The sequence below is a fragment of the Sulfurimonas sp. genome (assembly GCF_047622445.1).
In the GTDB taxonomy this organism is placed as follows: domain Bacteria; phylum Campylobacterota; class Campylobacteria; order Campylobacterales; family Sulfurimonadaceae; genus Sulfurimonas.
This window is the reverse complement of record NZ_JBLHOE010000047.1, coordinates 1-26567: the sequence shown is the minus strand read 5'-3', so window position 1 is coordinate 26567 and position 26567 is coordinate 1. Positions and strand designations below refer to the sequence as shown.

Sequence of the window (26567 nt, the reverse complement as noted above, 5' to 3'; positions counted from 1 at the left end):
CTTTTTCCCCATGAACCACTTCATCAAGACCACGTGACTCAGTTTCTTCATCAACTCTACCACCACCAGTTAAAGCAGAAGCGATATAGTAAACAACGATTGTACCAACAAGAGTAAATAATCCTACTACTACAACTGATTCAACTTGAACCATGAATTGACCCATTCTGTCACCAGATTCTTTTAGTGGCCCATCCCATAGTAAGTCATTATCTTTTAGAGCAAAGATTGCTGTTGCAAGTGCACCCCATAGACCAGCTAAGAAGTGAATACCAAATGCATCAAGAGAATCATCATAACCAAGCTTCTTCTTAAGACCAGCTACACCAAAGAAAGCGATTGCTGAACCAACAGCACCAATAATCATTGCACCTGTCACATCAACAAATCCAGCAGCTGGAGTAATTGCTACAAGACCTGAAACAACACCTGATATAGCACCAAGAAGTGTAGGTTTCTTGTAGATAATCCATTCGATAAGTACCCATGTGATTCCGGCAACAGCAGGAGCAAGAGCAGTAGTTAAGAAAGCTAAACCAGCAATAGAGTTCGCACCAAATGCAGATCCACCATTAAATCCAAACCAACCGAACCATAGTAATGCACCACCTAGTGCAGTAAGCATAACACTCATAGGTTTCATAGCAACTTTGTTATAACCAGCACGTTTACCAACTAAGAATGCTAATACTAGACCAGCAAGACCACCATTCATATGAACAACTGTACCACCAGCAAAGTCAAGAGCTCCAGCATCAAATAATAGTGCACCGTCTCCACCCCATACCATGTGTGTAATAGGAGCATATACAGCAACTACCCAGATAGCTACAAATACTAACCAAGTTGAAAATTTCATTCTTTCAATAACTGAACCAGATGCAATAGCAACTGTAATAGCAGCAAAAGTACCTTGAAAAACTATAAATACATAAGTAGGATATGTTCCACTTAAATCATTCCAGTTGATACCAGATAAGAATATGTGTGAAAGTCCACCTGAAACTTGTTGGACTGTACTACTTTCAGCTGTACCAAATGCGATTGAATAACCAAGTGCTATCCATGCAACAAATGCAACTGTAAATGCCATTAATACCATTGCGTAAGTATTAAGTAAGTTTTTAGAACGTGTCATACCACCATAAAATAGTGCAAGACCTGCGGGTGTCATTAGTAATACAAGTGCAGTAGACATCATCATCCATGCAGTATCACCAGTATCAAGTGTAGGTGTATCTTCAGCGAAGGCTAAAGTTGGTAAAAGCGCTAATGCGATTAGTAACCATTTCTTCATTTTAATTCCTTTTTAAAAAATATATATCTCTTAAAAGTATAATATATATGGAGGAATAATTAATCATAATAGTGATTAATATTTAAGCAATCATAAGCTATATAAGAAGACTCGAACTGAAAAGAAACAGTTCATAATATTTAAAGAATTAAAATTAGAGTTTATTATTATAAGCATAAAAATCTAAACACTAAATTCTCACAAACCTTAAGAAGTTTTGAAACATTTTACTGGCTGATAAGTTTAGATGATTTTTCTAGGCTAAAATAGCTACTTAGTAGCTAAAGATATGTCTGACGGTAGCTTTCTTAGATAGAAGAGAGAGTTTAATATGGCTATTTATGGGCTTTATAGTATATTTTAGATTTTCCAGTATCCGGAGCTATTTAGTACGGATGAATTGTTCAAATCATATGCTGTGAATATCCACAGTTTAATGCATGGAAGTAACTAGAGATTCCATGTACATACCTTGCTTAAATAACATATTAAGTATAATTCCCTAAAAAAAGAATTATAAAACATGCAAAACCTAATAACCCTCCTAACACAAAAAACACAACTAAAAAAAGAACACATCACAAACATCCTAAAACTCCTAGATGAAGGTTCTACTATTCCATTTATCGCACGTTATCGTAAAGAGATGACCGGGGAAGCTGATGATGAAGTGCTTCGTGAATTTGAGACTATCTATCTTACTTCTAAAAAACTTTTAGAACGAAAAGAAGAGGTTTCTCGTCTTATCACTGAAAGAGCAACTCTCAGTGAGTCCATAAAGAAGAGTATTGAGGATGCTGATACTCTTCGTGATTTAGAAGATATTTATCGCCCTTTTAAAGAGAAAAAAAACACAAGAGCTACTACGGCTGTAGCAAATGGTCTCACACCGTTAGCTAATACTTTACAATCAGCAAGACTTACTTTGCCTGAGTTTAAACAAGAAGCTAAGAAGTTTATAAAGAGTGGTGTAAAGTCACTAGAAGATAGTATTAAAGGTGCGCAAGATATTTTAGCTGAGAGATATGCTGAACAGCCTCGTGAACGTGAGGCGATACGTAACCAAATGCTACGATATGGACTACTAGAAACAAAGAAGACAAAAACTTTTAATGAGAATGGAACTTTTAAAAACCTTGCCTCTCAATCCGAAAAAGTTGCTTATATTCCTTCTCATAGATATCTTGCAATTATGAGAGCAGTAAAAGAAAAAGAGTTGTCGGTGAAGATTAGTACCGACATTGAGCGTATTGAGGAAAACATACGACAATATAAAATTCCGCGTCATGCATCAAGCTCAAAAGAGCTTCTGTTTGATGCATACAAAGATGGTCTTAAACGTCTTTTATTTCCGTCTCTTGAGAGAGAAGTTCACGCTGAGTTAAAAGAAAAAGCAGACCTTGCCGCCATTTCTGTTTTTGGGAAAAATCTTTCTCAGCTTTTAATGACACCACCAGTTGCTAACATGGTTCTTTTAGGAGTTGATCCAGCTTTTGTTAGTGGATGTAAGTTAGCTGTTATCGATGACAATGGGAATTATTTAGAATCTGCTGTAATCTATCCAACACAACCAAAAAATGATTATGTAGATTCTAAAAACAAAGTTTTACAACTTGCAAAAAAATATAACATTACAGGTGTAGCTATCGGTAATGGAACGGGTTCGAGAGAAACACAAGAATTTTTTGCACGACTCAACTCTGAAGAAAATGCAAACCTTAATTACACCGTTGTCTCAGAAGCTGGAGCTTCAGTCTACTCTGCTTCAAAGTTAGCACAAGATGAATATCCTAAACTCGATGTTACAATTCGTGGAGCAATTTCCATCGGACAAAGGTTACGTGACCCTATGGCTACACTGGTGAAGATAGATCCAAAATCATTAGGCATCGGTCAATACCAACACGATGTTGACCAGAAACTTTTAACAAAAAAACTTGATGATGTTACATCTGACTTAGTAAACCGTGTAGGGGTAGACATTAACTCTGCTTCTGCCGCACTCCTTTCTCATGTAGCGGGAATCGGTGCTAAAATCGCTCAAAATATTATAAGCTTTAGAGATGAAAGCGGTAACTTCACCACTAAGTCACAACTACTGAAGGTTAAAGGTTTAGGAAAAAAAGCCTATGAGCAAGCAGCTGGATTTATCAGAATAAAAAATGGTAAAAATGAATTTGACAACAGTGGAATTCACCCAGAGAGTTATTCCATTGCGAAGAACATTATTGGTGAAGACTTGGAAAAAATCGATGTAAGAAGTAAAGCATCTCTACTAAATGTGGGTCTCGCAACGCTCCAAGACATCATAAAAGAGTTAAAGAAACCTGGGTTTGACCCTAGAGAAGATTTACCTGCGATACCTTTCAAAGAAGGAATTACTGACATTAAAATGTTAAAAGAAGGAAGTTTTGTTTCAGGAGTTGTTAGAAATATCGCTGATTTTGGTGCGTTTGTAGATATTGGTCTTAAAAATGATGGAATGATTCATATCTCTAAGATGAGTGTTAAGAGAATTAAACATCCACTTGAAGTTTTATCACTGAACCAATATTTACCGCAAATAGAAGTCGTTTCTATTGACAATGAAAAAGGCAAGATAGGTTTGAGTTTAGTCTACTAAAAATTATATATTACTACAAGATGTATAATTTTCATAAGCCACTTGAGTGAATACTCTCGTGAAATTTTATCTAAAAAGTGTTAAGTACTTTGTAACATAAATAAATATTAACATTCTTTATGTCATAATTCAACTACATTAAATAATACAAAGAAGTTTACTATGGTCGACACCTCAGTATCAGAACAGTTCGTTATTAACAAAAAGCATTGTAGACCGATAGAAAAAATCTTGATTATTGAAGATTCCCTACTCCTACTTAACACTCTCAAAAACGCCTTAGATCAAGAATTTCATATCGATTGTGATATAGCTGCAAATGAAAAAGAAGCTACACATCTACTTAAAATCAATTCCTACGATTTAGTAATTGCTGATATCTATCTTCCAGATAGTTCTGGAAATTTCATAGGCTATTTGATTCGTAAAAAACATAGAATTTTAGTTATTACTGCCTCGCAAGATGAAACAAGACGAACAAAAATAGCATCATTACCCATTGTTGATTATCTTTATAAAACTGATGAAAAAAGTACTCTGAACTACCTTATAAACTCTATACGAAGATTACAAAAGAACATCAACTTACCCGTAATGATTTGTGATGATTCCAATCTTTCTAGGTTACAGCTTGCTCAACTTGTTGTACAACAAAACCTTCCATATATATGTGTAAAAGATGGTCAGGAAGCTTATGACTGTATCATTAAACATAAAACAGAGATAGCTCTCCTTATCACTGATGTAATCATGCCTAGAATGGACGGATGCGATCTTATTCGACATATTAGACATAAATACACCAGCAATGAACTACCTATTCTAGCTTTATCTGCTTCAAAAAAATCATCCATAGTTGCACAACTTCTAAAAATTGGTGCAAATGATTATGTACACAAGCCAATTAATAACGAAGAATTTTTAACCCGCATAAATATCTCTCTTGATCAATCCAGACTCTACTTAGAAAATAGGAAATTGATAGATATCTTACAAAAAATGTCAGAAACTGACTTTTTGACAAAACTATACAATAGAAGCCATTTTCACAAGACTATTAAATCTATCCAAGCACAAGCAAAAAGAAATAAATCTACCTATGGGATTATAATGTTAGATATTGACCATTTTAAAAGTGTCAATGACACTTATGGACATGAAACAGGAGATATTGCTTTAGTTTCTATCTCTAAAATACTTCTAGAGACAGCAAGAGAATCCGATACTATTTATAGATGGGGTGGGGAAGAGTTTTTGATTTTAGTGCAAAATACAAATGAAGATGAACTGTATAATTTTGCGCAAAGAATGAGACAAATAATAAAAAGTACCTCTATTTCAGTACCTAACACACCAATAGAATTCACAGTTACAATCTCTATAGGTATCGCTTTATCCACATCGAGCAATATTAATAATGCACAAAACATCATCTATAATGCAGATCAAAAGCTTTATCAAGCAAAAACAAGAGGAAGGGATTGCGTAGTCAAAGACTAAGAGCTAATCACTTAACGTAAATCTTATTGCGACCACTTTCTTTAGCTTCATACAAAGCTTGCAGTAATAGAACCTGCTTTAGGGTGCTCCAATGATTCAATATCTTGGCGTAGTTTTTCACAAATTATTTTTGCAGACTCTTGACTTGTTTCAGGAAATAAAATAACAAACTCCTCCCCACCCCATCTTGCAAAAGTATCCACATCTCTCACTTTTTTCTTCAGTGTTTGCGCTAACATAATAAGGACTTCATCTCCAATTAAATGTCCATAAGTATCATTAAAAATTTTAAAATGATCTATATCAATAAGAGCTATACTCAAGTTTCTCTTGTATCTTTCATTTCTTTCTAACTCTTTTTTTATTTTTACATCAAATTTATTTCTGTTATACACCCCAGTAAGTCCATCCATGTAAGCTTTTTCTTCTATTGTTGCTACTTTCTCTTTATGTCTTGCAATATATTTATAAAGGAGATAACCCAATAAATTCAACATAATAAAAAAGATAATTCTTATAGTGAATGTATTTTGTAATACAGTGTATATGAGGTCATTTTCCACATACGATACAATCCAAGCAAGATTCTTTTTCTTATCCAAACTCTTTATAGGTAAAAATGAAACTACTTCTATTTTCTTAGCTCTAGTCTTCATATAAAGAGAGAAACCTTCTCCTTTGATAAATCCCTTATTTATAGCATCACGAACACTATCTAAAAGTAGCTCATCTTCAAAAAAGTACCGTCTATTTTGATGCTCTTTAGATATCGAGATATAAAAATCTTTATGCTCACTACTAGCGGAATATTGAATTATGGTATCGTCTCTTTTCCAAATATTTGTCTTAAGTATATTTTTATCTACTAAAAAATGGGTATGAATTTTATTTATGTTCGTCAAATATCTTTGTAAGGTCTCACTTGAAAAAGGTACCTCCATAGCACCTAAATGTCTACCCTCAATACTAAATATTGGGAATACATTTCTAAAACCATGTGCTGTCCTCCCTTGTGTAAATCCATATACAGGAGTTTTATTTTCATTAACATACTTGATATCTTCTCTTACATTTACTAGGTTGTCTCCAAATTTATTTATCTTATGCATTCGTAAAAAAGATTCATTATTTGGCAAGATAAAGTGATATTGTAAAACCCCCTTGTATTTTCAATCTTCTATACTTTCTTCCCAAGAGCTTTACCAGTTGATTACGAATTATTTTTTTTCATTTTTATCCGCTTCTATGGCTTGAGAAAAAAGGTTCATAAACTGTAGATTTCCAATTGTTTCTTCGTACGTAACTTGAGATAGTATACATTGATGATATAAATGGATTTCGTAATGTGTTTGTAAATCACGAAGGTTTTTTTCTAAAGATTTTGAAATTCGTTCTTCTTTATTTATCTCTATAATAACATAAAGAGTAACGTTTAAAAAAATGACACCCAAGATAATGAGAGTCATGAGTACTTCCTTATTTTTTATAAACATATATCTCCAGTAAATATTATATAATAATATTTACTATTGCGTATTCAAATATCATTAATAAAGCTAGTTTTGATAGACTTAAGTGTAAAATACCTTTCATGATACAACTTTCAAATATTTCAAAAAACTATGCAAGCCAAGAGCTTTTCAACAATTTAAACTTTAAACTTAACGCAGGAACTCGTGTTGGTTTAGTAGGTCGAAACGGTAGTGGGAAATCAACACTTTTTAAAATCATTTTAGGTGAAGAAAGTGCTGATGAGGGTGAAGTAATTATCCCTAAAAACTACAAAATAGGTACACTCAAACAGCATCTCACTTTCTCAGAAGCAACACTAAGAGAAGAATCTGCACTAGCCCTTACTGATGAGATGAAATACGACACATATAGAGTTGAGAAAATTCTATTTGGTTTGGGTTTTGGACAAGAAGACTTAGATAAAGATCCTCTCTCATTTTCTGGTGGGTATCAAATTCGTATCAATTTAGCTAAACTCCTTGTAACGGAACCAAACTTACTTCTTTTGGATGAGCCTACTAACTACCTTGATATTGTTTCACTTCGTTGGCTAAAAACATTTTTACGCTCATTTGAGGGTGAAGTGATTCTCATAACTCACGATAGAAACTTTATGGACGCAGTATCTACACATACAATGGGACTCGTTCGTAAAAGAATCGAGATTATTCCAGGGGATACCCATAAATTTTATGAACAGCTCTCAGCAAATGACGAGCTTCATGCTAAACAAAAAGTAGCCCAAGATAAAAAAGTAAAAGAGCTCGAAGAGTTTATAGCTAGAAATAAGGCACGAGCTTCCACTGCTTCTCTTGCTCAGTCAAAAGTAAAACAACTTGAAAAAATGGATAGACTTGAAGACTTAGGTTTTGATAACACTCTTGAATTTGAATTTAACTATAAAGATACTCCTACAAAAGTGCTTCTTGATGTGAAAGATCTGAGTTTTGGCTATACGCCCCAAAGTATTCTTTTTAAAAATATCTCTTTCTCTCTGCAAAAGGGTGAAGTACTTGGAATCATTGGAAAAAATGGAAAAGGAAAATCAACGCTCCTTAACACTATTGCAAAAGAATTACAACAAGTAAGTGGTGAAGTTGTGTACCACGGTACAACTTCGTTTGCTCACTTTGGACAAACTAACATCGCTCACTTAAGTGCTAACAACTCTGTTATGGATGAGATTTATGTAGGAAATGCACAACTCTCTGAGGCGCAAGTAAGAAGTATTTGTGGTGGAATGATGTTTAGTGGCGAAAGTGCTAAGAAAAAAATATCCCTACTCTCTGGTGGTGAAAAAAGTCGTGTAATGCTAGGACAAATCATCGCAAGAAATGTAAATCTACTCTTTCTCGATGAACCAACTAATCATCTTGACATGGACTCTATAGAGGCACTTACAAAAGCTATACAAAGGTTTCAAGGCTCTGTTATCATTGTTACCCACTCTGAAGAATTACTTCGTCGTGTATGCGATAGACTTATCATCTTCGCTAAAAATGGTGCAGAGTACTTTGATGGTCGGTATGATGACTTTTTAGATAAGGTTGGCTGGGAAGAAGAAGATCAAGAAGAAAAAGTAAAAATTATTCCTAAGTCTAACAACAAAGAAAACAAAAAAATCAAAGCTGAGTTAGTACGTGAGCGAAACAAACTCACTTCACCACTTAAGAAAAAGATAGAAAAACTTGAAGTAAAAATTATGAAAGTTGAAGAGTCCCTTGAACTTCACCATAAAGAACTCATTGAATGTTCTAACTCAGGAGATAGCGCGACCCTAATAGATCTTTCAAAAACTGTTGCAGATGAAGAAGCACAAGTTGAAAAACTATTTGAAGAGTTTGAAGAATTCTCTATGGAATTTGAAGAGATTAACGAAAGCTATGAAGAAAGAATTGAGGAATTATCATGAGTAGAGAATTGTATTTTTTAAGATCATCCGAGCAAAAGATTGTTAAAGACATGGTAAAAATTGCAAAAATACCTCAAGGTACTGAGCCTTCTATATACACAGATTTTTACGGCTTAACTACAAAAGATTTAGGTCTCTATGCCATGGTTGACAATGAAATTGCTGGTGCTATATGGAGTAGAAAACTAGATAGAGATACTCCTCAAATGTGTGTCGCTATTGTTAAAAAATTTAAAGAACAAGGAATTGATTCTTTTATGATGGATCAGTTTTTGCAAGAGGCTGGGGCTTTGTTTGAAGCAGTGTCTATTGATATATCTGCAAAACCAAAATCATGTACATTTTATGAAAAATTTGGCTTCCAAAGAGAAACTGAAAATGATTTCCTAATGATTAAAAAGCTAGAGAAAAAAGAAGTATATCGACCAAGTGATGGATATGATCCTACAAAATGGATGGACTAAGGGACATAAACTGAAAGTTATTTTTTCCTTTGGCTTTAGCTATGTACATAGCTGCATCTGCCTTTTGAAGAAGTGTATCAGCTGATTCAGAACTACCTGAGTACACACTAATTCCAATACTTACAGAAAGTCTTAACTCATGCTCATCTATAACTAAAGGTTTGTCAAAAATATCAATGAATTTTTGTGCAATCATAGTTATAGCTTCCTTCTTGTCAAGCCCTTTTAAAATAACAGTAAACTCATCACCTGCTAAACGAGACAAAGTGTCATTTGCTCGTAAGCATGCCTGAAACTTTTTGCATACAAGCTTTAAAACAGCATCTCCCATATGATGACCAAAAGTATCATTCACTGCTTTAAAGTGGTCTAAATCCATAAAAAATAGTGTTAATGCACCCTTATCTCTTTGAAGATCCTTAATGATTTGCTCCAACCTATCCATAAAAAGAGCCCTGTTGGGTAGACCAGTAAGATAATCATGTGTAGCTTCGTACTCAAGTTCACGTGTTTTTGCTTCTAGTTGATGTTGAAGTGTAATATGTTGCGTCACATTTCTTGCGGACTCAATAATCCCTATACAATTTTGATCTTCATCAAACAGTGGTGAAGCAGCTAATTCTACATAATTATCTCTTCCATCATCGTATCTATGGTTATGTAAAACCATCATTGCTTTTTTTGACTCAAGAACATCTTTTAAGGGACATAGATGATCAACACCTTCACATGGAGTGTCTCTATAATGAGAAATTTCATAACATTTTGGGGAAGAAGGGTCAGCAAAAACTCGACTTTGAAGTTGTTTTTTCACTGTATCGTTCATAATTTCTACGTTATAATCACTCTTTATAATCATAACAGGATCAGAGATTCCATTTAAAGTTGCTTGTAAAAACTTATGTTCTTTCTCTAAGTTTTCTTGTAGCTTTTTTTTCTCTACACTGTCTATATTAAATCCAAAAAGTTTTTTTGCATTCTTTGACACATCAATAAAGTGATCTTTAGCTAAATCAAATTCCCAACTTACACCATGAAGACTCTCTAATAAAAACTCAAGATTCTCTTTCTCTTGAATATTTGCATTAATAATACTAATAAGTTCTTGTTTAGTTAAATGTTCCATATTATAAGTATTATATCCTAATGATGCCTTCATTATTAAAGTAGCTTCTCAATATCTTCTTCTAATTTATGAGGGTTTGTAGATGGAGAGAATCTTTCTATAACATTTCCCTCTTTATCTATTAAAAACTTTGTGAAATTCCATTTTATAGAATCAAACCACAAAATTCCACCTTTTTTCTTTTTCAAATATTTGTAGAGTGAATCAGCTCCATCGCCATTAACCTCAATTTTAGAAAACATATCAAAATGTACATCGTATTTACTTGTACAAAAGAATTTAATTTCTTTGTTTGTACCCGGCTCTTGTTTTGAAAATTGATTTGAAGGAAAACCTAAAACCATAAACTCCTTCTTTTCATACTTTTGAAAAAGCTTCTCTAAACCCTCGTATTGATACGTCAAACCACACTCACTAGCTACGTTGACAATGAGTAAAACTCTTCCCTTATACTTACTAAGAGGAACTTCTTTGCCATCAATGTTTAGCATACTGAAATCATATATATTCATACTATTATCCTCTGCCGTTACGATACTTATAAATGCTACTAAAGCAAGAAAATACTTCATCATTTCGGTCCTATTATAATTTATTTATGCTAGTATAATATAACAATAACAAATTGAGGTTAAAAGATGAATTTAGATAAAGTAGTAGCAGGTTTTTTTATTATCCTTGCCATGACATTAAACTTTGGTTTTTGGTATGGCGATCCGCTTGATATGAATATGCACTCTAAGTATGTACTTTTTGCAACGATAGTGGTTAACTTAATCGCTAGCGTTTTAAAACTAGGAGACAAAACACAAATTGGTTCTGTTTTAATTGCTACGAGCTTAGTTGCAGTTTTACAACTTCTCGCAGCTGCTACAATCTGGACAATTTTTAGTAGCGATACGGTACTTATTGATGCCGCACACTTTGGTGTTATTATCTCTTTAAGTGCTGGAGCACTTTTAGCAAATGTGACTTCAGTAATCCTCTATGTTGGCGATACACTCAAGTCAAAAAGATAATCCATAATGAATGAAAGCTCACTCTGGATAGTATTACAAAAGATGCGATTACCCTTTGTCGTCATCTTAATTACATACACCATTGCTATGACTGGTCTCATAATGATTCCGGGAGAAGACCTCAATGGTAATGTACATTATATGTCCATATTTGATGCTTTTTATTTTGTTACTTATACAGCTACAACTATTGGTTATGGTGAACTTCCTTTTCCTTTTACATACAACCAAAAAATATGGGTTAGTGTCTCTATTTATCTCGTAGTTTTAGGATGGTTTTATAGTATCGGTACCCTTATTTCACTTCTTCAGAACAAAATTTTTATTAGTGAAATAGCTATAGCTAAGTTTCAAAGGGCAGTAAGACATATTGAAGAAGATTTTGTCATTGTGCTGGGCTATAATGAAACAACAAGAAAAATTATCAGACGCCTCCTTAACGCTAAAATGCGAGTTGTGGTTATTGAGATGCAACAAGAAAGGGCTGAGTATCTTCAACTTGAAGGTTTTATACCAAATGTTCCTATCTTGGTAAAGGATGCTCATAATCCTATCGCCCTAGAAAATGCCGGAATCAAACGTAGAAACTGTAAAGGTATTATCTCCATATTTGAGGATAATGCACTCAACCTTAGGATTACGCTCTCCTCAAAACTACTTAACCCTCATGTCAATGTAATAGTCAAATCAACCACAAATGAGGAAACAGAAAACCTTATTGACGCTGGAGCAGATATAGTTGATAATCCTTTTTCAATCATCGCTGATCAACTGCAGATGTCTCTCACAGCTCCAAGTTTATTTAAACTAGAAAATTGGTTATACCAAAGGGATACACTTGAATCAAAAACATTTTCTATACCTAATACAAACATTATTATCTGTGGTTACGGACGTTTAGGAGCTAGTATCACAGCTATGTTTATGAAAAATGGCATTCATCCAACAGTCATTGAATCAATTGATTCTCGAGTAAAATCTGCTAATTATGCTGGTGTAAAAAATATTATCCATGGAAATGCTGATGATCACTACTATCTCGACACAGCCAATGTAGCGGAAGCAGAACTCATTATCATCGCAACTGAAAATGATACTACTAATCTTTCAATCCTCTCAACTGTCAAAAAAGTAAATCAAAAAGCACTAATTGTAGCGAGGGAAAATGAGATTACTGATTTTTCTATCTTTTCTCAAGCTAAAATCGATCATCTTTATATTCCCGAGCGGATTCTTATCCAAAAAACGACGAATTCACTTTCGAATCCTTTGAGTGACACACTCATAGGTATACTGCCCGCTAAAGATGAAGCATGGGGTCAAGACCTACTGGTTGAGCTCATACAAAAAATCGGGGTGGATCCATTAGCATATGAGCTTTGTATCACAAAAGATGATGCTTATGAAATTCATAAATACCTCAAAGAAGATGAAAATTCAATTCAACTAGAGACATTAAAGTTATCTAGAAGAGATAGAACTCAAAAAAACAATGTTGTTGTACTACTCATACTTCGTGATAAAGAAGAGATTCTTTTACCAAGTGATGATATACAGCTTCAGATAGATGATAAAATCCTCTTTGCCTGTGATGAGAATGCCATAGATGATATTGAGCATATCGTAAACAATGCCTATGAATTCCAATACATTATTTCAGGAAAAGAAAAAAAGCTCTTTCGTCTCTAAAGAACCCAAACAGAGAATTTTTTATTCTTAATTTTTCCATTTGAGAGTTGTTTTTTGGCCTTGTCTATAAACTCTCTTTGGATTGCTACATAAGCTTGTCTATCATAAATATCTATCTTGCCAATAGCACTTCCTGCCAATCCACCCTCAGCAGTTAAAGCTCCAAGTAAATCCCCAGCACGCAACTTATCTTTCTTTCCACCTTCTATAACAAGTGTTACATTTTTAGGTTTCATCTCAAAAGTATTTGATTTACTCAAAGCATCTGCATCTTCAAAGCTACGGTTATCAGCTCTATATTCCATTGCATTCTCTGTTTCATATGTATCATATAAAGTGATTGCAATTCCCTCAGCACCTGCACGACCAGTTCTCCCTATACGATGCGTATAAGTTTCAAGAGTATGAGGTAAGTCAAGGTTGACTACCATAGATAATTCTTTTATATCTAGTCCACGAGCGGCTACATCTGTAGCTATTAAAACAGGACAAGACTTGTTAGCAAACTGAACTAAAACATCATTTCTTTCATACTGTTCTAAATCCCCATGGATAGCTAAAGCATCTATCTTATTTTTAGATAAACTCTCCGCTAAATCTTTTGCTGCTATTTTTGTGTTGGTGAAGACAATGATGTTTTCAGGCTTAAAAGTACTAAAAACTTTTATGAGAGTATCTGTTTTGTTCTTTGACTCATAAAATATTTCTTGAATTTTGTTCTGTACTTCTGTTGAAGTAGTTTTCACACTCACGGGATCTCTTTGGATTCTGTTACTTATAAAAGTAATCTCATTCGTGTATGTTGCTGAGAAAAGTAATGTTTGTCTTGTACGAGGAGCATACTCTAGAACTTTATCAATCTCTTCAATGAAACCCATATCTAACATTCTATCTGCTTCATCAAGCACTAAAGTCTCAAGATTCTCTAAACTCAATGTTTCTTTGCCAAGATGCTTTAAGATACGTCCAGGTGTTCCAACAATAATATGTGCTCCATGTTCTAGGGAACCAAGTTGTGGACCAAAAGCCGCACCCCCACAAAGCGTAAGGATTTTAATATTGTGCGCGAATTTTGCGATGACACGTAACTCTTTAGCAACTTGATCAGCTAATTCACGAGTAGGACAAAGTACAAGTGCTTGGACTCTAAACTTCTTTACTTTGAGTTTATGAAGGAGTCCTATTCCAAAAGCGGCAGTTTTCCCACTTCCTGTTTTAGCTTGAGCAATAACATCTTTACCGTCTAAAATCAAAGGAAGAGTTTCAGATTGAACAGGTGTCATATCTGTATAACCTATCCTATCAAGGTTGTCCGTCATATCTGAACTTAGAGAGAGTGTATTAAATTTTGTTGACATTAGTAGATTTCCTTTACACGACCAACTTCACCACTCATTAAACGAACTTTAATTCCATGAGGGTGGGATGGGGATTTTGTCAAAATATCTCGGACGATGCCATCTGTTAAATAGCCTGTATCTTGATCTTGTTTGAGCACAATAGCTACGCTTGCACCACTTTTAATATCTTTTCTTTGGATTGGGTTCATTGATGTACTTCTTTGAGGAGTTAATTAGTAAAATTATAGCACATTACTCAAGATTTAGTCATTTTATACATTATAAGTGAAGCAGCTACTCCTACATTAAAACTTTTTACACCCTCTTGCATCTCTATACTTACTATCTCATCACACATATCAAGAATTTCCCTAGAAATACCTTTTCCTTCATGACCCATAAGTAGTACCCACTTTTTCGGTACCTCTAGTTCCATTAGAGGAGTAGAATCATCACTCAATTCCGCTGCAAAAACTTTATATCCTTTGTCCTTTAAAGAACTAATTGTAGTAAAAATATCTTCGTAAATATTATATTTTAACTTACTAGTATAACCCATAGAGACTCGTAAAGCTCGTCTACCATAGGGATGTGGAGAAGTCTTAGGAACGAGGTATGAATGTACACCTAAACCTGCCATTGATCTTGCTATTGAGCCAATGTTTTCAGTTGATGTTATGTTATCTAACATAAGAATATTATCATCTAGGTTATCTAGCTGACTTTCCTTAGGTCTTACTCCATGCATCATACAGTTATGGTGAATTTTATGCCCTACAATACTTTGCATAAGTTCTTTCTCGCACACATAAAGTATAGGAATATTTTTCTTTTGAATAAGTTCTTTAAAGCTGTCATAATATTCTTGTGTAGCTAAAATACTATGTACTTTAATATCACTCTCAAGTAGTAGATTAACTACTTTTGGCGAATCTGCTATAAAGCTATTTTTGTTATCAAAAGCATTATCTCGAAGTGTTTTATAGACTTTAAGTTCTACTATATTTATATCGTCAATTTTCACTAGGTTCAATTCTGTTCCTGTTAAATATTTATCACGAGAATTATATCCTAAAACTATAGAATAGATAGGATGTACTTATTCTTTAGTTTTTGCTATAATTATATAAAATATAACTTAATTTCTTTTTTATAAGTATAGCTAGGATTCAGAAATGGCAAAGCCAAATGTTTTAATTATCGATGATAATACTAAGAACATCCAGCTAGCTGCTAATGTACTAAAATCAACAAGTCTCTACCAAATATTTTTCGCTACAAGTGGTGAAAAAGGAATTGAACAACTTAAGTCACGTGAGTATTCTCTCATATTACTTGACATAAATATGCCCGGAATTGATGGTTATCAAACAGCCCAAATCATCAAAAACGACCCTTTACAAAAACAAATACCCATCATTTTTCTCTCAGCAAATGCAAATAAAGAAAGTATACACAAAGGTTTTGAGTCAGGCGGTGCAGATTATGTAACCAAACCTTTTGATGAAGCCGAGCTTATTCACCGCGTACATACCCATGTAGAACTTTTCAACTCACGCCAAAAACTTCAAACAGAAGTGGATGATACAAAAGTATTACTAGAACAATACAAAGAAGCAGTTGATGCAGGTTCTTTGGTTTCCAAAACCAATCCTAAAGGCTATATTACCTATGTCAACGATAAATTTTGTGAAACAAGTCAATATATGAGGAAGGAACTCCTAGGAGTCAATCACAACATAGTAAGACATCCCGATGTAGAAAAAAGTGTTTTTAAAGATTTATGGGACACTATACAAGCCAAAAAAACATGGTCGGGTATTATCAAAAACCGAGCTAAAGATGGTACTGCTTATTATGTCGAGTCAACTGTTATGCCAATACTTAACGCTAATGGCGAAACCATAGAATACATTAGTATACGGACAGATGTAAGTAAAGAGATTCAGTTAAGAGAAGAGATCGTTTCTTCTCAAAAAGAAATACTTCACACCCTCGGTGAACTAGGGGAATGGCGTTCCAAAGAAACGGGGAAACACGTCAACAGAGTTTCATTGTTTTCTGAGGTTTTAGCGCTTGCCTATGGTTGTAGCGAAAAAGAAGTCCAACTCTTAAAAATGGCTTCACCAATGCACGACATCGGTAAAGTAGTTATCCCCGATAACATCCTTTTAAAACCTGAAAAACTCACAAGCGAAGAATTTGAAATAATGAAAAATCATGCTACTTACGGCTGGGAAATCTTTCATAAGTCAAAACACGAGCTTTTACAAACTGCGGCACTTATCTCTTATGAGCATCATGAAAGATGGGATGGAAATGGATACCCTCGTGGATTACGTGGTAAAGACATTCATCTTTTTGGTCGTATCACTGCTGTTGCCGATGTCTTTGATGCCCTTAGTCATGACAGAGTTTATAAAAAAGCGTGGACTATTGAAGCCTCACTTGACTTTATAAGAGAACAAAGTGGCAAAGCTTTTGAACCAAAAATAGTTGACTTACTTCTTCAAAACATTGACACGATTATCGAGATAAAAACACTCCACGCAGACTAATGAAAAAGAAAATTTATTCTTCACTTATCCTCCTTATTATTATAAGTATCTCCATTCTAGTAATGATTCTACCAAGTTTTCTTACCAAAGGAGTCTCTAGAGTTTCGCTCCATAAAGAGTTACAACTTCCTTTATTACTAGATGATGAAAAAGAAATTAAACTTGTCTTTTTTGGCTACGTAGGTTGTGTTGATATTTGTACCCCAAGGCTTCAAGCTTTAAATGAGTTTTATAATTCTTTGAGTGAAGATGCAAAACAGACAGTTGGTATTACGTTTATAGATATTTCCATTCCATCTGACACAACACTTCCAAATAGTTTTGCAAAGTTTTTTAACAAAGACTTCAAAGGTATTTATCTTGATAACAACACTATGAGAGCATATACAAAAGCTTTTCAAGTCTATTTTTCCAAGAGTTTACTCAACAAAAAAGAGTTTGACCACTCAACAAATCTTTATCTGATTAAAAAAGAAAACAACAAAAAATACTTGAGATTTGTGTATAGTGCATATCCTTTTGATTTTAAACAAATACACTCTGACATAGAGGAACTCGAAAGTGAATAAGCAAACTACAAGAACAAGCTATGACTACTTTATGCTTAAGCTTGTTTTATACCATTGGCTCATAACTTCAACAATTACAGCATATCTTTTTGATGCTTTTTATCTTGGTTTTTTTGGAGGAGGTTCATTAGCTTTAGTGACATACATTGCACATAAGTTCTTTCCACAAACACAAGTATATAAATATGTTATGGCCCTCGTTCTCCTTACATTTTCTATTATTATGATTCAACAAAGTGCTGGTAGAATTGAGATGCATTTTCATATCTTTGGAGCCTTATCCTTTCTTGTAATATACAGAGACCATAGAGTCATTACAGTTGGTTCGCTATTTATTTTAATCCACCACTTTATATTTAACTACTTACAAGAGTTTAATATATCTATCTTTGACACACAAGTAATTATATTTAACTATGGCTGTGGATTAGATATAGTACTACTTCATGCAGCTTTTGTTATCTTTGAATGGTTTGTACTTTTTCGTATCTTACAAAGAATGGACAAAACATATGCTGAATTACAACGAACGAAAGAAGCCCTAGAGTCGGTAAATAAAAACCTTGAGGGAATAGTTCATTTACGAACAGAAGAACTTCAAATCGCTAAAGAAGAAGCTGATTCTGCAAACAATATGAAATCAGAATTCTTAGCAAATATGTCACATGAGATTCGAACACCAATGAATGCAATCATTGGCTTTACCGATATACTCTCAAAAGAAATAAAGGATGATATACATTCAAATTACATCAAGTCAGTGCAAGATAGCTCTAAAATTTTACTGACTATCATTAACGATATTCTTGATTTGTCTAAAGTTGAAGCTGGAAAAATGCAACTAGAGTTTGTACCCACGAGTATGGAACTACTCATCGATGAGCTTAAAAGTGTTTTCTATCATAAAATCAAAGCAAAAGGATTAGAGTGCAACATCTATGTTGATAAAAATGTCCCCAAAGTCTTAATACTTGATGAGATAAGAATCAGGCAGATCCTTATTAACCTCATCTCTAATTCCATAAAATTCACTCATGAGGGCTCCATAAATATTACAGTTACTACCTCATCTAGGCTCAACAACACAACAAACCTCATCCTTGAAGTACAAGATACTGGGATAGGTATGGATGAAGAGCAACAGCAACATATGTTTGAAGCCTTTACACAACATACGAATCAAAGTACTCAAACTTATGGTGGAACAGGTCTTGGTTTAGCCATCATTAAACAACTAACCCAACTCATGAATGGTAAAATTGTACTTAAAAGTAAAAGGGATGTTGGCTCAAGCTTCATTATTACACTTCATGACGTAATAATTAGTGATGAAGAGATTACTCACTTTAATATAAGAAACTCAGAAATTAATTTTAAAGCATCTACTGTTCTTATAGCAGATGATATTGAACTTAACCGTAAGCTTCTTCATGAATACCTCAAATCAACACCATTAACACTTATAGAAGCTAAGGATGGTCAAGAAGCTATAGATATCGCGAAAAATCAAGATGTAGACTTAATTCTTATGGATATTAAAATGCCTCGTAAAAATGGTTATGAAGCGACAAAGGAGATAAAGAATTTTAAAGATATACCAATTATCGCTGTTACCGCCTCTGTAATTTCGCAAAAGGATAATACACAAAACCTTATCTTTGATGATTTTTTACATAAACCTGTCAAAGAGTATAATCTCAAACTCGCGATGTCTAAGCTCATAGACGCTGAAATACAATCACTTAATCATGAAAATATCGAAGAAGAGGAAGGATATCTTTCACTAGAGGGGCACAAAGGTCTACAAGATTTACTTCAAAAAGCTTCGAGTGAGGGTGACATAGAGATGATTCAAAGTTTTGCTGATGCGCTAAGTGTATCTGCAAAAGAAAATAACATTGAAGTTTTCAAGACTATGGCTACCAAGATATCCTCCGCTGTTAGCAGCTTTGATATTGGCGAATGTGAAAACTTGATGAAGCGATTTAAGTAAGTTGAATACTCTCAATATCAGCTACTTTTTCTACAGCGAAGATACGAAGATCTTGCTTGTGTATCTGATAAAGAACACTATCCTTACCCAACACTTCATCTAAGATATCATTTATTTTTTGAGTAGGAATATCTTCTTTACTTAAGATAACAAAATCATCCCCAAATACTCTAAAAATATATGTATTCGTAAGATTCTTTATTAATATATTGCCAATGGACTTTAAAAGTGAATCCCCTTGTTTCCATCCATTATTTTTATTGTATTGACTAAAGTCTTTTAATGAGACAATACTTATATAATCAAAAAACTTTTCCTGTGCGTTTTTCATTAAAACAACATCCAAATAGTTTTGGTTGTATGTATTACTCAAGCTGTCTTTATAAAAGTATGCGAAGCGTTCTTCTTCGAGTTTAGTTTGTGGGAGTTGGTTTACATTTTCATCTATATGTATATCTTTAAGTGCAAAAAGTGCACTCTTTACCACCTCTGGGTCAAATTGTATTCCGCTTAAGGTTCGCATTTCATGTAAGGCTTCTTTAACTGTTTTTCGTGCTTTATATATTCTATTTGTGGTCATTGCATCAAAAGAGTCTGCAACTATTATAATTCGAGCAAGCTTTGTTATCTCATTTTCTTTTAAGCCTCGAGGATAACCTTTGCCATCATATCTTTCATGATGAGAATATACTATTTCAGCTAATGAATTAAACATAGGTATTGTGCTTAAGAGCTTATAACTTACAGTTACATGACCTTGTATAAGTTTGTATTCCAAATCATTTAAGCTTTTAGGATTGAGTAAAACCGCATCAGGTGTAGCAATTTTTCCAACATCATGTAAGATTCCGGCTTGATGAATTAATGTACACTCTTGCTTTGTGTAACCCATCTCCTGGGCTATAAGCTCTGAGTATTTTGCCACTCTTCGTGAGTGTCCTGCTGTATAGGTATCACGTTGTTCTATCATACTAACCATAGACTCGAGTGTTTTCTCATAATTATTTTTTTGATAATCAACCAAGTCTTCTAGCTCACGTGTTTTATCTGCAACTAGCTCAGAGAGGTGGAGTTTATACGCCTCATTTTCTTTGTACATAACTATTTTCTGCGCAGATTTAAAAAGTTCATAATTGAGTTGTTCCATATTAAATGGTTTTATAATGTATCCATCCACTCCATCTTTTATAGCACTTAGCATATAATTAGATTCAGTGTGCGCTGTTGTAATGAGGATTGCTTGGTTTTCATTGATTTTTTTTATAGCTTCTATCATTTCTATGCCATTCATTCGTGGCATAGAAAGATCTGTTAAAACTATGTCAAATTCATTTTCTTCGTAGGCTTCTAAACCCTCTTTTCCATCTGAGGCACTCACAATTCTTTTGAATATTTTTTGCAAGTATGTATTCATACTTTTTTGAATCTCAGGGTCATCCTCTACATATAGAATAGATAAGTCCTTAGAAATTTTAAGTAAACTTTGAATGTCATTCATGATCTATACTTTTTGGTAACTCTATTGTAAAACAAGTACCTATACACTTACGAGAATACATTTCTCCTTCATATATATTCTTCATACAAAGCACTCCATAAAGATGTTTTTCAATAATTGTTTTGCTCATATATAGCCCTAATCCTGTTCCATTCTTAACATCTTTTGTGCTGAAGTATGGCTCAAATATATGGGGTACATCATTATCTTTTATACCTCCGGCATTATCACAAATCTGAATTTTCAATCCATCTAATATTTCTTCTATTACAATAGATATAACTTTTGATTCTTGTATTTGCTCTTGAAGTGCTTCTTTCGCATTTTTAATAATGTTTATAAGAACCTGCATTAACTCTCTTGAATACGTTTTAATTTCTAAGCTTTGAGGAACATCAATATCTATCTTTATATTGTTGTTTTCCAAAGATTTCCCAATTACAGCTAGTGTATCATCTAGCACATTCCCTATCAGAGTATCTGATGCTACTTTATCAGGTTTGAAAAAATCTCTAAAGTCATCAATCGTTTTTGATAGTTCTTGCGTCTGCTTAAGAATACTTTTAGAAATCTCTTTAAGCGCTGCGTCATTTGTTGTCTCTAACTCTATATCTACTAAAATATTACTTGCATCCATAGCAATCACGCTTATAGGTTGTCTCCATTGATGCGCTATCATGGAGATCATTTCACCCATAGCAGCATGACGAGACTGGGCTATCATCATATCTTCTTGCTCTTTAATTTTATTTTTGAAAAGTTCTTCTTTTGTTAAATCAACAGAATTTCCTACAAGACCTAGTATATTTCTTTCCTTATCATACAAAGGAGATTTAATTGTTAAAAAGTATACTCTAGTGCCATCGGGATAGGTTACCCACTCATAATTCTCTTTGGATTTTTTAGAATCAAGCATCTCAACATCTTTAGCCCTAAAAAATTCGGCTATTTCTTTATCAAAAAGTTCATAATCACTCTTGCCGAGTAAATCTTTTTTTTCAAGTCCTATAAACTTCTCAAAAGCTTTGTTAGACTCTATATACCTAAACTCACTATCTTTGACAAAGATTAAGTTTTCAACGGAATTTATAGTGTTATCTAGAAGGGTTCCTAGTTTCTTTATCTCAAGTTCTTGTATTTTATTTTCTGTAATATCTGTGTGAAAACCTATCATTCTAATAGCTTTACCATTAGCATCAAATATGGTCTGTCCACGATCAAGTATCCATACCCAATGACCATCTTTATGCCGTAGTCTATGTATACCGTTGTATGGCATACCAGGTTTTTTATGGGTACTTAAAATCTCCGCTTTAGTTTTTTCTAAATCATCTATATGTACACGATCTTCCCACGAGGCGAAGTCATTAGGAAGTTCATCGTCTGTATATCCAAGCATCTCTTTCCATCTTGAGGAAAAATATATCTCGTTCGTCAGTAAATTCCAATCCCAAAGGCCATCACCACTTCCATTCACTGCAAATTCAAATCTTGCATTGGTTTCTGCAAGCTTTTTTCTGCTTTTTTCAATTTGCAAAATATATCTTCGAAGTGTCACAACTATATAAATAAATAAAGATAGAGAAAGTAGGATAAATGTAGTCCCTATAATATACCCTTTTGCGTAGCCATGCTCTATTTCCATATGGTGTACACTAATGATACTTAGAAAAACGATAAAAATACTCAATATAGCCGAGAGTATCGTAATACTTATAAATGTTTTATCTCTTCTAAGAATTTTCATATTTACTTACCTGTAGGATAGAGATTTTCTAATAAGTCACTTCCACATTCAAGCTCAGAGAGCCAATCTAAAAACTTGTCAGTATCCTCACCTTCAAAAACTAAACCATGCTGAGGAGCTATAGTTTGTACATCTAAACTTTTAATCTGAGAGGCCCATGCCCGGCAAAGTTTATTCGAGCCCATATACCTTTGATGAAAAGCAAGTAAATGTTCTTTATGCTCTTCGAAACTCCCTACCTTTTTGTAGCCATCTGGCGAAGAAACAATCGCAGCCCCAATATCTCCAGAAAACACTACCTTAGATTTTGTGTCATACAAAGAAAAATTTCCAGGTGAATGTAAAAAATGTGCTGGAATAAATGTGAGTGAATCTTCACCAAAATTTAGCCTAGCCCCATGATCAGGTAAACTCATCACTCGGTCCATCTCCATAAAACCATAGTGAGACATAAAGCGAACCCATAAACTCGACATAATAAACTTTGCTTTTGTAACTAATGCCCACTGTGCGATAGAACCTGATACATCAGGATCTTGATGTGAGAGAAATATGAATTTAATATCTTTAATCTCTACGTGCTCGCTCACTTCTTCATATAGCTCATCAAAAATTGATTCACTACCAGGATCAATTAAAACACCCACACCATTTTGAACAATAAGATACTGATTAACAGAAAGAAAAGAATCTTCATGCGACTCATCATCAAAACCAAACATGACACATTTATGGTGTCCATCATCATAAAGTACTTTTGTTTTATTATCCATTTTGCATTCCTTTAAATTCTCTAATAATTGCCATTTGTCTTGTACTAATGTACTTTATAAGGTCGCTTTTTTTCGCCTCCATAAATAAAAGTACAAGCTGGAAACTATGTCGTAACTCTTCTTTTCTTAGTATTGTTGCCTTTGTATGAAAAATAAATGGTCTTTTATTCATCTCTAAAACTATATCTAATGTTACTTCATAGCCCACATCTAAACCTGCTGGAATAGCATTTAATTTTAATCTTACCGCATCAAGAGAAAGGTCTTCAATACTAACATCACCATGAAACTTATTTTCACCAACAAACATAGACACCGAATGTTTTTCTTCTGGGACTACACGCACAGTTTTTCTCATAATAGGTGAGGATTTAACAAATCTAAATTTATTAAATTCAATAACTTGCTTCTCAAAACTCATCTTCGATACATCTGAACATTCGATTGCAAAAGGAAATACTTCCGAACTTAAAATCGTTTTTTGTTCTACCTGTATCCCTTTTTCTTGTAAATATGTTGTTTTAATTCGAAGTGAAGTTTTACCAATCTCGTCCATCAAAGCATCATTCGTAACACTTAAACCTTTATAATAGTTGTGTGCAGTTACTTTTCCACTGTTTCTTTTAACCACCTCTAGTAAATCCAACAATACTTTCCTATCTTGGAGTTGCTCATCTTTTCTTGTTTCATTTTGATCAAAAAGCTTCAAAAGATTTAACTCTGTTATATCATCAAAGGATAGAATACCGTGGTCTCTCTTTTTCGGGATTAATTGATACTTCACAATAAAGTGCCTAAATTTATGCTTTGTATCTTTAAGCTTTACATGAAATAACTTCTTTTGGGTTTCTTGGAGTTTTGCTAAACAATCTACTGCATCACTGGGAAAGAGGAAACCATCATGTTCTAAAAATTGCGAACTTAGTTCACCAAATTTTTCTTTAAAATCAGATATCTTTTCTAATCTAAAAAAATCTAAAAAAACTTGGTTTGCAAATATAATTTCATCACGTTCCATCATAACAACCATAGAACTTTGATAACTCACTATACTCTCTAAATTATCATAAAATAGCTTCTTATCTCTTTCTTGTTTCATCTCTTTGACTACATCATATAAAACATCTGTAAGTTCACCTAACTTAACTGGCTTTTTTAAAAATCTAAAAACCTTATTTTCTAAGGCTTGGAATAAGTACTCTTTATCATCAAAGGCAGAAAGAATAATAATTTTTGTTGAAGTATCAATCTGTCTGAGATATTTTGTGAAAGTTATACCATCCATTTTTGGCATTTTAATATCTGTAATAACGAGAGGGTAATGTCGAAGATTAAATTTTTCTAATGCTTCTTTGCCGTCTTGAGCAATCTCTACTGTATTAAAAAATTTTTGGAGTAACTTAAAAACATTCTGTCGTAATGCTTCATTATCTTCCACATATAATACACTAAATTCTTTTGAAAGTGTTCGGAGTTGCTTCAAATCATTCATGTAGATCCCTCATGGATATTATAATAACATATCCTTATGTCCAAAACTCTTAAGAACCATTTAAATCTCTCTCTAAATTGTTAACATTTTCTATACTTAGTAAAATAACATCTTGAATTTCTTTTTCTGCAACCTTATATCTTTTGGAAAAAGCAACTATCTCAGCAACATTAAATTCTTCTATGTCACGTACAGTTTTATACAACATCCCTAAAGTTCCCTTATCATACAAAAGTGCATCACGAGATAATTCAGATACATGAATATGTTCTAAAACATCTTCTAGTCGTGCTTTAAATATAGATCCAACAAGGGATAAGACCCCAACAAGATATGCTTCACCTAAAGCATTACTTCTAACACTTGGCTTTAAAACCTTAAGCAAGTTTTGCATCAACTGGGTTCTATTTTGTACCATCAACATAAGTGGTGAAACATTTTTACTAGGACTCACTGATTTAGAGTAAATCATCAGCATTAGCCACTGAGAAAGTGGTTTTCTACCAACTAAAGTTAAGATATGGTGAATAGAAGATATACGATTATTAAAACTAAAATGAGCTGAATTAATAAACTGTATAAGCTGTAAACTCAAAGCGTGATTTCTCTCAAACTCTGATGCAATTTCATCAATAGATGTGTCATGAAGAAGCATGTTGTAGAGTTTTAACACATTAAACTGAGTAGGGTCAAACTTTTCATTTTCTAGTATCTGTGGTTTTGCAAACCAATACCCCTGATATAGATCACATTCTAAATCTTTTGCAGTTTCATATTGATACCTATCTTCAATTTTTGTAGCAACCACTTGTATACGATGATCTTGAAGTTCTACAATTAAATCTTTATCTTCTAAGCCCATATCTGCATAAATATTGATTTTAAAATACGATAGTTTATCCATAAAAATTTCATATCTTAAGATATTTTCTTTACTTAAGTCTGTGTCACTTATTCCTAAAGAAAAGCCTAATGCATATAGTTGTTCAATTCTTTCTATTACCTTTTCGGTAAGCTCAATATCATCAAATAAAGAAAGTGTAAAGAAGTCTGTTGGAATAGTTTTTATAAGGTCACTCATTAAAAAACGTTCATCAACTTTGATAAAAGCTTTGTGCTCACTCAAAAAATCTCGTGTTCCAAACTTATTTAAAACAGAGTTTATAACCGAAGCACTTGCGTAACGATTTTTTGAAATATCACTTTTTTTATGTGCATCTACATATAAAATTTCATAGGCTTCAAGTTTTTCTTCTATACAAACTATTGGTTGTCTTGCTAAATAAACATTACTCATTCTTTTCTCCAACATACATTAACAATTATAACTTTAATTTATTTTCTACTTATGAATCTATTTTTGAATACCATATTCGTCTGCTCTTTGGAGAATATATTGTGCATAAGGGATCATAGTACTTGACTCTAACATCTTAGCGTCATTTACTCCTATAG

Annotated in this window: 22 protein-coding genes; 9 read left to right on the top strand and 13 right to left on the bottom strand. The window is 33.4% G+C overall.

Annotation, left to right across the window (positions count from 1 at the left end; genetic code table 11):
* The coding region (locus tag ACI9TV_RS10900; RefSeq protein WP_415250823.1) for an ammonium transporter at window positions 1-1297 on the bottom strand (1297 nt) is incomplete at its 3' end.
* Between the two features lie 523 nt (window positions 1298-1820).
* Here ACI9TV_RS10900 and ACI9TV_RS10895 point away from each other — a divergent pair.
* Window positions 1821-3920 (top strand): helix-hairpin-helix domain-containing protein, encoded by a 2100-nt coding sequence (locus ACI9TV_RS10895; protein WP_415250822.1) that lies wholly within the window; start codon window positions 1821-1823, stop codon window positions 3918-3920.
* A 162-nt stretch (window positions 3921-4082) separates the two neighbouring features.
* The gene (locus tag ACI9TV_RS10890; protein WP_415250821.1) at window positions 4083-5420 is read left to right on the top strand and encodes a diguanylate cyclase domain-containing protein; all 1338 of its coding nucleotides are present in this window, start codon (window positions 4083-4085) and stop codon (window positions 5418-5420) included.
* Between the two features lie 47 nt (window positions 5421-5467).
* Here the strand turns inward: ACI9TV_RS10890 and ACI9TV_RS10885 are convergent, their stop codons facing one another.
* Window positions 5468-6559 carry a GGDEF domain-containing protein gene (locus tag ACI9TV_RS10885; protein WP_415250826.1) on the bottom strand — a complete coding sequence of 364 codons (1092 nt, stop codon included), beginning with the start codon at window positions 6557-6559 and terminating at the stop codon, window positions 5468-5470.
* A 78-nt stretch (window positions 6560-6637) separates the two neighbouring features.
* Window positions 6638-6886, bottom strand: a complete 249-nt coding sequence (locus ACI9TV_RS10880) for a hypothetical protein (RefSeq protein WP_415250820.1) — start codon at window positions 6884-6886, stop codon at window positions 6638-6640.
* Window positions 6887-7011: 125 nt separating this feature from the next.
* Between ACI9TV_RS10880 and ACI9TV_RS10875 the strand changes: the two genes are divergently transcribed.
* Window positions 7012-8844 (top strand): ABC-F family ATP-binding cassette domain-containing protein, encoded by a 1833-nt coding sequence (locus ACI9TV_RS10875; RefSeq protein ID WP_415250819.1) that lies wholly within the window; start codon window positions 7012-7014, stop codon window positions 8842-8844.
* Complete coding sequence (locus ACI9TV_RS10870) at window positions 8841-9308, top strand: GNAT family N-acetyltransferase (RefSeq protein WP_415250818.1); 468 nt, start codon at window positions 8841-8843, stop codon at window positions 9306-9308. Before ACI9TV_RS10875 ends, ACI9TV_RS10870 begins: the two co-directional genes overlap by 4 nt.
* Here the strand turns inward: ACI9TV_RS10870 and ACI9TV_RS10865 are convergent.
* Window positions 9289-10434 carry a diguanylate cyclase domain-containing protein gene (locus ACI9TV_RS10865; protein ID WP_415250817.1) on the bottom strand — a complete coding sequence of 382 codons (1146 nt, stop codon included), beginning with the start codon at window positions 10432-10434 and terminating at the stop codon, window positions 9289-9291. The genes ACI9TV_RS10870 and ACI9TV_RS10865 overlap by 20 nt on opposite strands.
* A gap of 35 nt (window positions 10435-10469) precedes the next feature.
* Complete coding sequence (locus ACI9TV_RS10860) at window positions 10470-10946, bottom strand: glutathione peroxidase (RefSeq protein ID WP_415250825.1); 477 nt, start codon at window positions 10944-10946, stop codon at window positions 10470-10472.
* A gap of 126 nt (window positions 10947-11072) precedes the next feature.
* On the opposite strand from ACI9TV_RS10860, the gene ACI9TV_RS10855 reads away from it, so the two are divergent.
* The gene (locus ACI9TV_RS10855) at window positions 11073-11453 is read left to right on the top strand and encodes a DUF6394 family protein (protein WP_415250816.1); all 381 of its coding nucleotides are present in this window, start codon (window positions 11073-11075) and stop codon (window positions 11451-11453) included.
* A gap of 6 nt (window positions 11454-11459) precedes the next feature.
* Complete coding sequence (locus ACI9TV_RS10850; RefSeq protein ID WP_415250815.1) at window positions 11460-13142, top strand: potassium channel family protein; 1683 nt, start codon at window positions 11460-11462, stop codon at window positions 13140-13142.
* On the opposite strand, the gene dbpA is transcribed toward ACI9TV_RS10850, so the two are convergent.
* The 3 genes from dbpA to ACI9TV_RS10835 are packed head-to-tail and all read right to left on the bottom strand — an operon-like array spanning window position 13139 to window position 15506.
* Window positions 13139-14500, bottom strand: coding sequence for an ATP-dependent RNA helicase DbpA (dbpA, locus tag ACI9TV_RS10845; protein ID WP_415250814.1), 1362 nt, complete (start codon window positions 14498-14500; stop codon window positions 13139-13141). The two genes, ACI9TV_RS10850 and dbpA, sit on opposite strands and share 4 nt — an antisense overlap.
* Window positions 14500-14691, bottom strand: coding sequence for a YwbE family protein (locus ACI9TV_RS10840; protein WP_415250813.1), 192 nt, complete (start codon window positions 14689-14691; stop codon window positions 14500-14502). The genes dbpA and ACI9TV_RS10840 overlap by 1 nt, the downstream gene beginning before the upstream one ends.
* A gap of 47 nt (window positions 14692-14738) precedes the next feature.
* Window positions 14739-15506 carry a TrmH family RNA methyltransferase gene (locus ACI9TV_RS10835; RefSeq protein WP_415250824.1) on the bottom strand — a complete coding sequence of 256 codons (768 nt, stop codon included), beginning with the start codon at window positions 15504-15506 and terminating at the stop codon, window positions 14739-14741.
* A 151-nt stretch (window positions 15507-15657) separates the two neighbouring features.
* On the opposite strand from ACI9TV_RS10835, the gene ACI9TV_RS10830 reads away from it, so the two are divergent.
* From ACI9TV_RS10830 to ACI9TV_RS10820, 3 genes are read left to right on the top strand one after another with little or no spacing between them, the layout of a single operon-like run.
* Window positions 15658-17040, top strand: coding sequence for an HD domain-containing phosphohydrolase (locus ACI9TV_RS10830; protein WP_415250812.1), 1383 nt, complete (start codon window positions 15658-15660; stop codon window positions 17038-17040).
* Window positions 17040-17609 carry an SCO family protein gene (locus tag ACI9TV_RS10825; RefSeq protein ID WP_415250811.1) on the top strand — a complete coding sequence of 190 codons (570 nt, stop codon included), beginning with the start codon at window positions 17040-17042 and terminating at the stop codon, window positions 17607-17609. The genes ACI9TV_RS10830 and ACI9TV_RS10825 overlap by 1 nt, the downstream gene beginning before the upstream one ends.
* Complete coding sequence (locus ACI9TV_RS10820) at window positions 17602-19602, top strand: ATP-binding protein (RefSeq protein ID WP_415250810.1); 2001 nt, start codon at window positions 17602-17604, stop codon at window positions 19600-19602. The genes ACI9TV_RS10825 and ACI9TV_RS10820 overlap by 8 nt, the downstream gene beginning before the upstream one ends.
* Here the strand turns inward: ACI9TV_RS10820 and ACI9TV_RS10815 are convergent.
* The 5 genes from ACI9TV_RS10815 to ACI9TV_RS10795 are packed head-to-tail and all read right to left on the bottom strand — an operon-like array spanning window position 19595 to window position 26409.
* On the bottom strand, window positions 19595-21100 hold the full coding sequence (locus ACI9TV_RS10815) for an HD domain-containing phosphohydrolase (RefSeq protein WP_415250809.1): 1506 nt from the start codon (window positions 21098-21100) through the stop codon (window positions 19595-19597). The two genes, ACI9TV_RS10820 and ACI9TV_RS10815, sit on opposite strands and share 8 nt — an antisense overlap.
* Window positions 21093-22847, bottom strand: coding sequence for a PAS domain-containing protein (locus tag ACI9TV_RS10810; protein ID WP_415250808.1), 1755 nt, complete (start codon window positions 22845-22847; stop codon window positions 21093-21095). The genes ACI9TV_RS10815 and ACI9TV_RS10810 overlap by 8 nt, the downstream gene beginning before the upstream one ends.
* Before the next feature lie 2 nt (window positions 22848-22849).
* Entirely contained in the window at window positions 22850-23620 is a 771-nt protein-coding gene (locus ACI9TV_RS10805; RefSeq protein ID WP_415250807.1) for an MBL fold metallo-hydrolase, read from the bottom strand.
* Complete coding sequence (locus ACI9TV_RS10800) at window positions 23613-25112, bottom strand: response regulator transcription factor (protein WP_415250806.1); 1500 nt, start codon at window positions 25110-25112, stop codon at window positions 23613-23615. The genes ACI9TV_RS10805 and ACI9TV_RS10800 overlap by 8 nt, the downstream gene beginning before the upstream one ends.
* 49 nt (window positions 25113-25161) lie before the next feature.
* Window positions 25162-26409 (bottom strand): EAL and HDOD domain-containing protein, encoded by a 1248-nt coding sequence (locus tag ACI9TV_RS10795; RefSeq protein ID WP_415250805.1) that lies wholly within the window; start codon window positions 26407-26409, stop codon window positions 25162-25164.
* Window positions 26410-26567 lie beyond the last annotated feature (158 nt).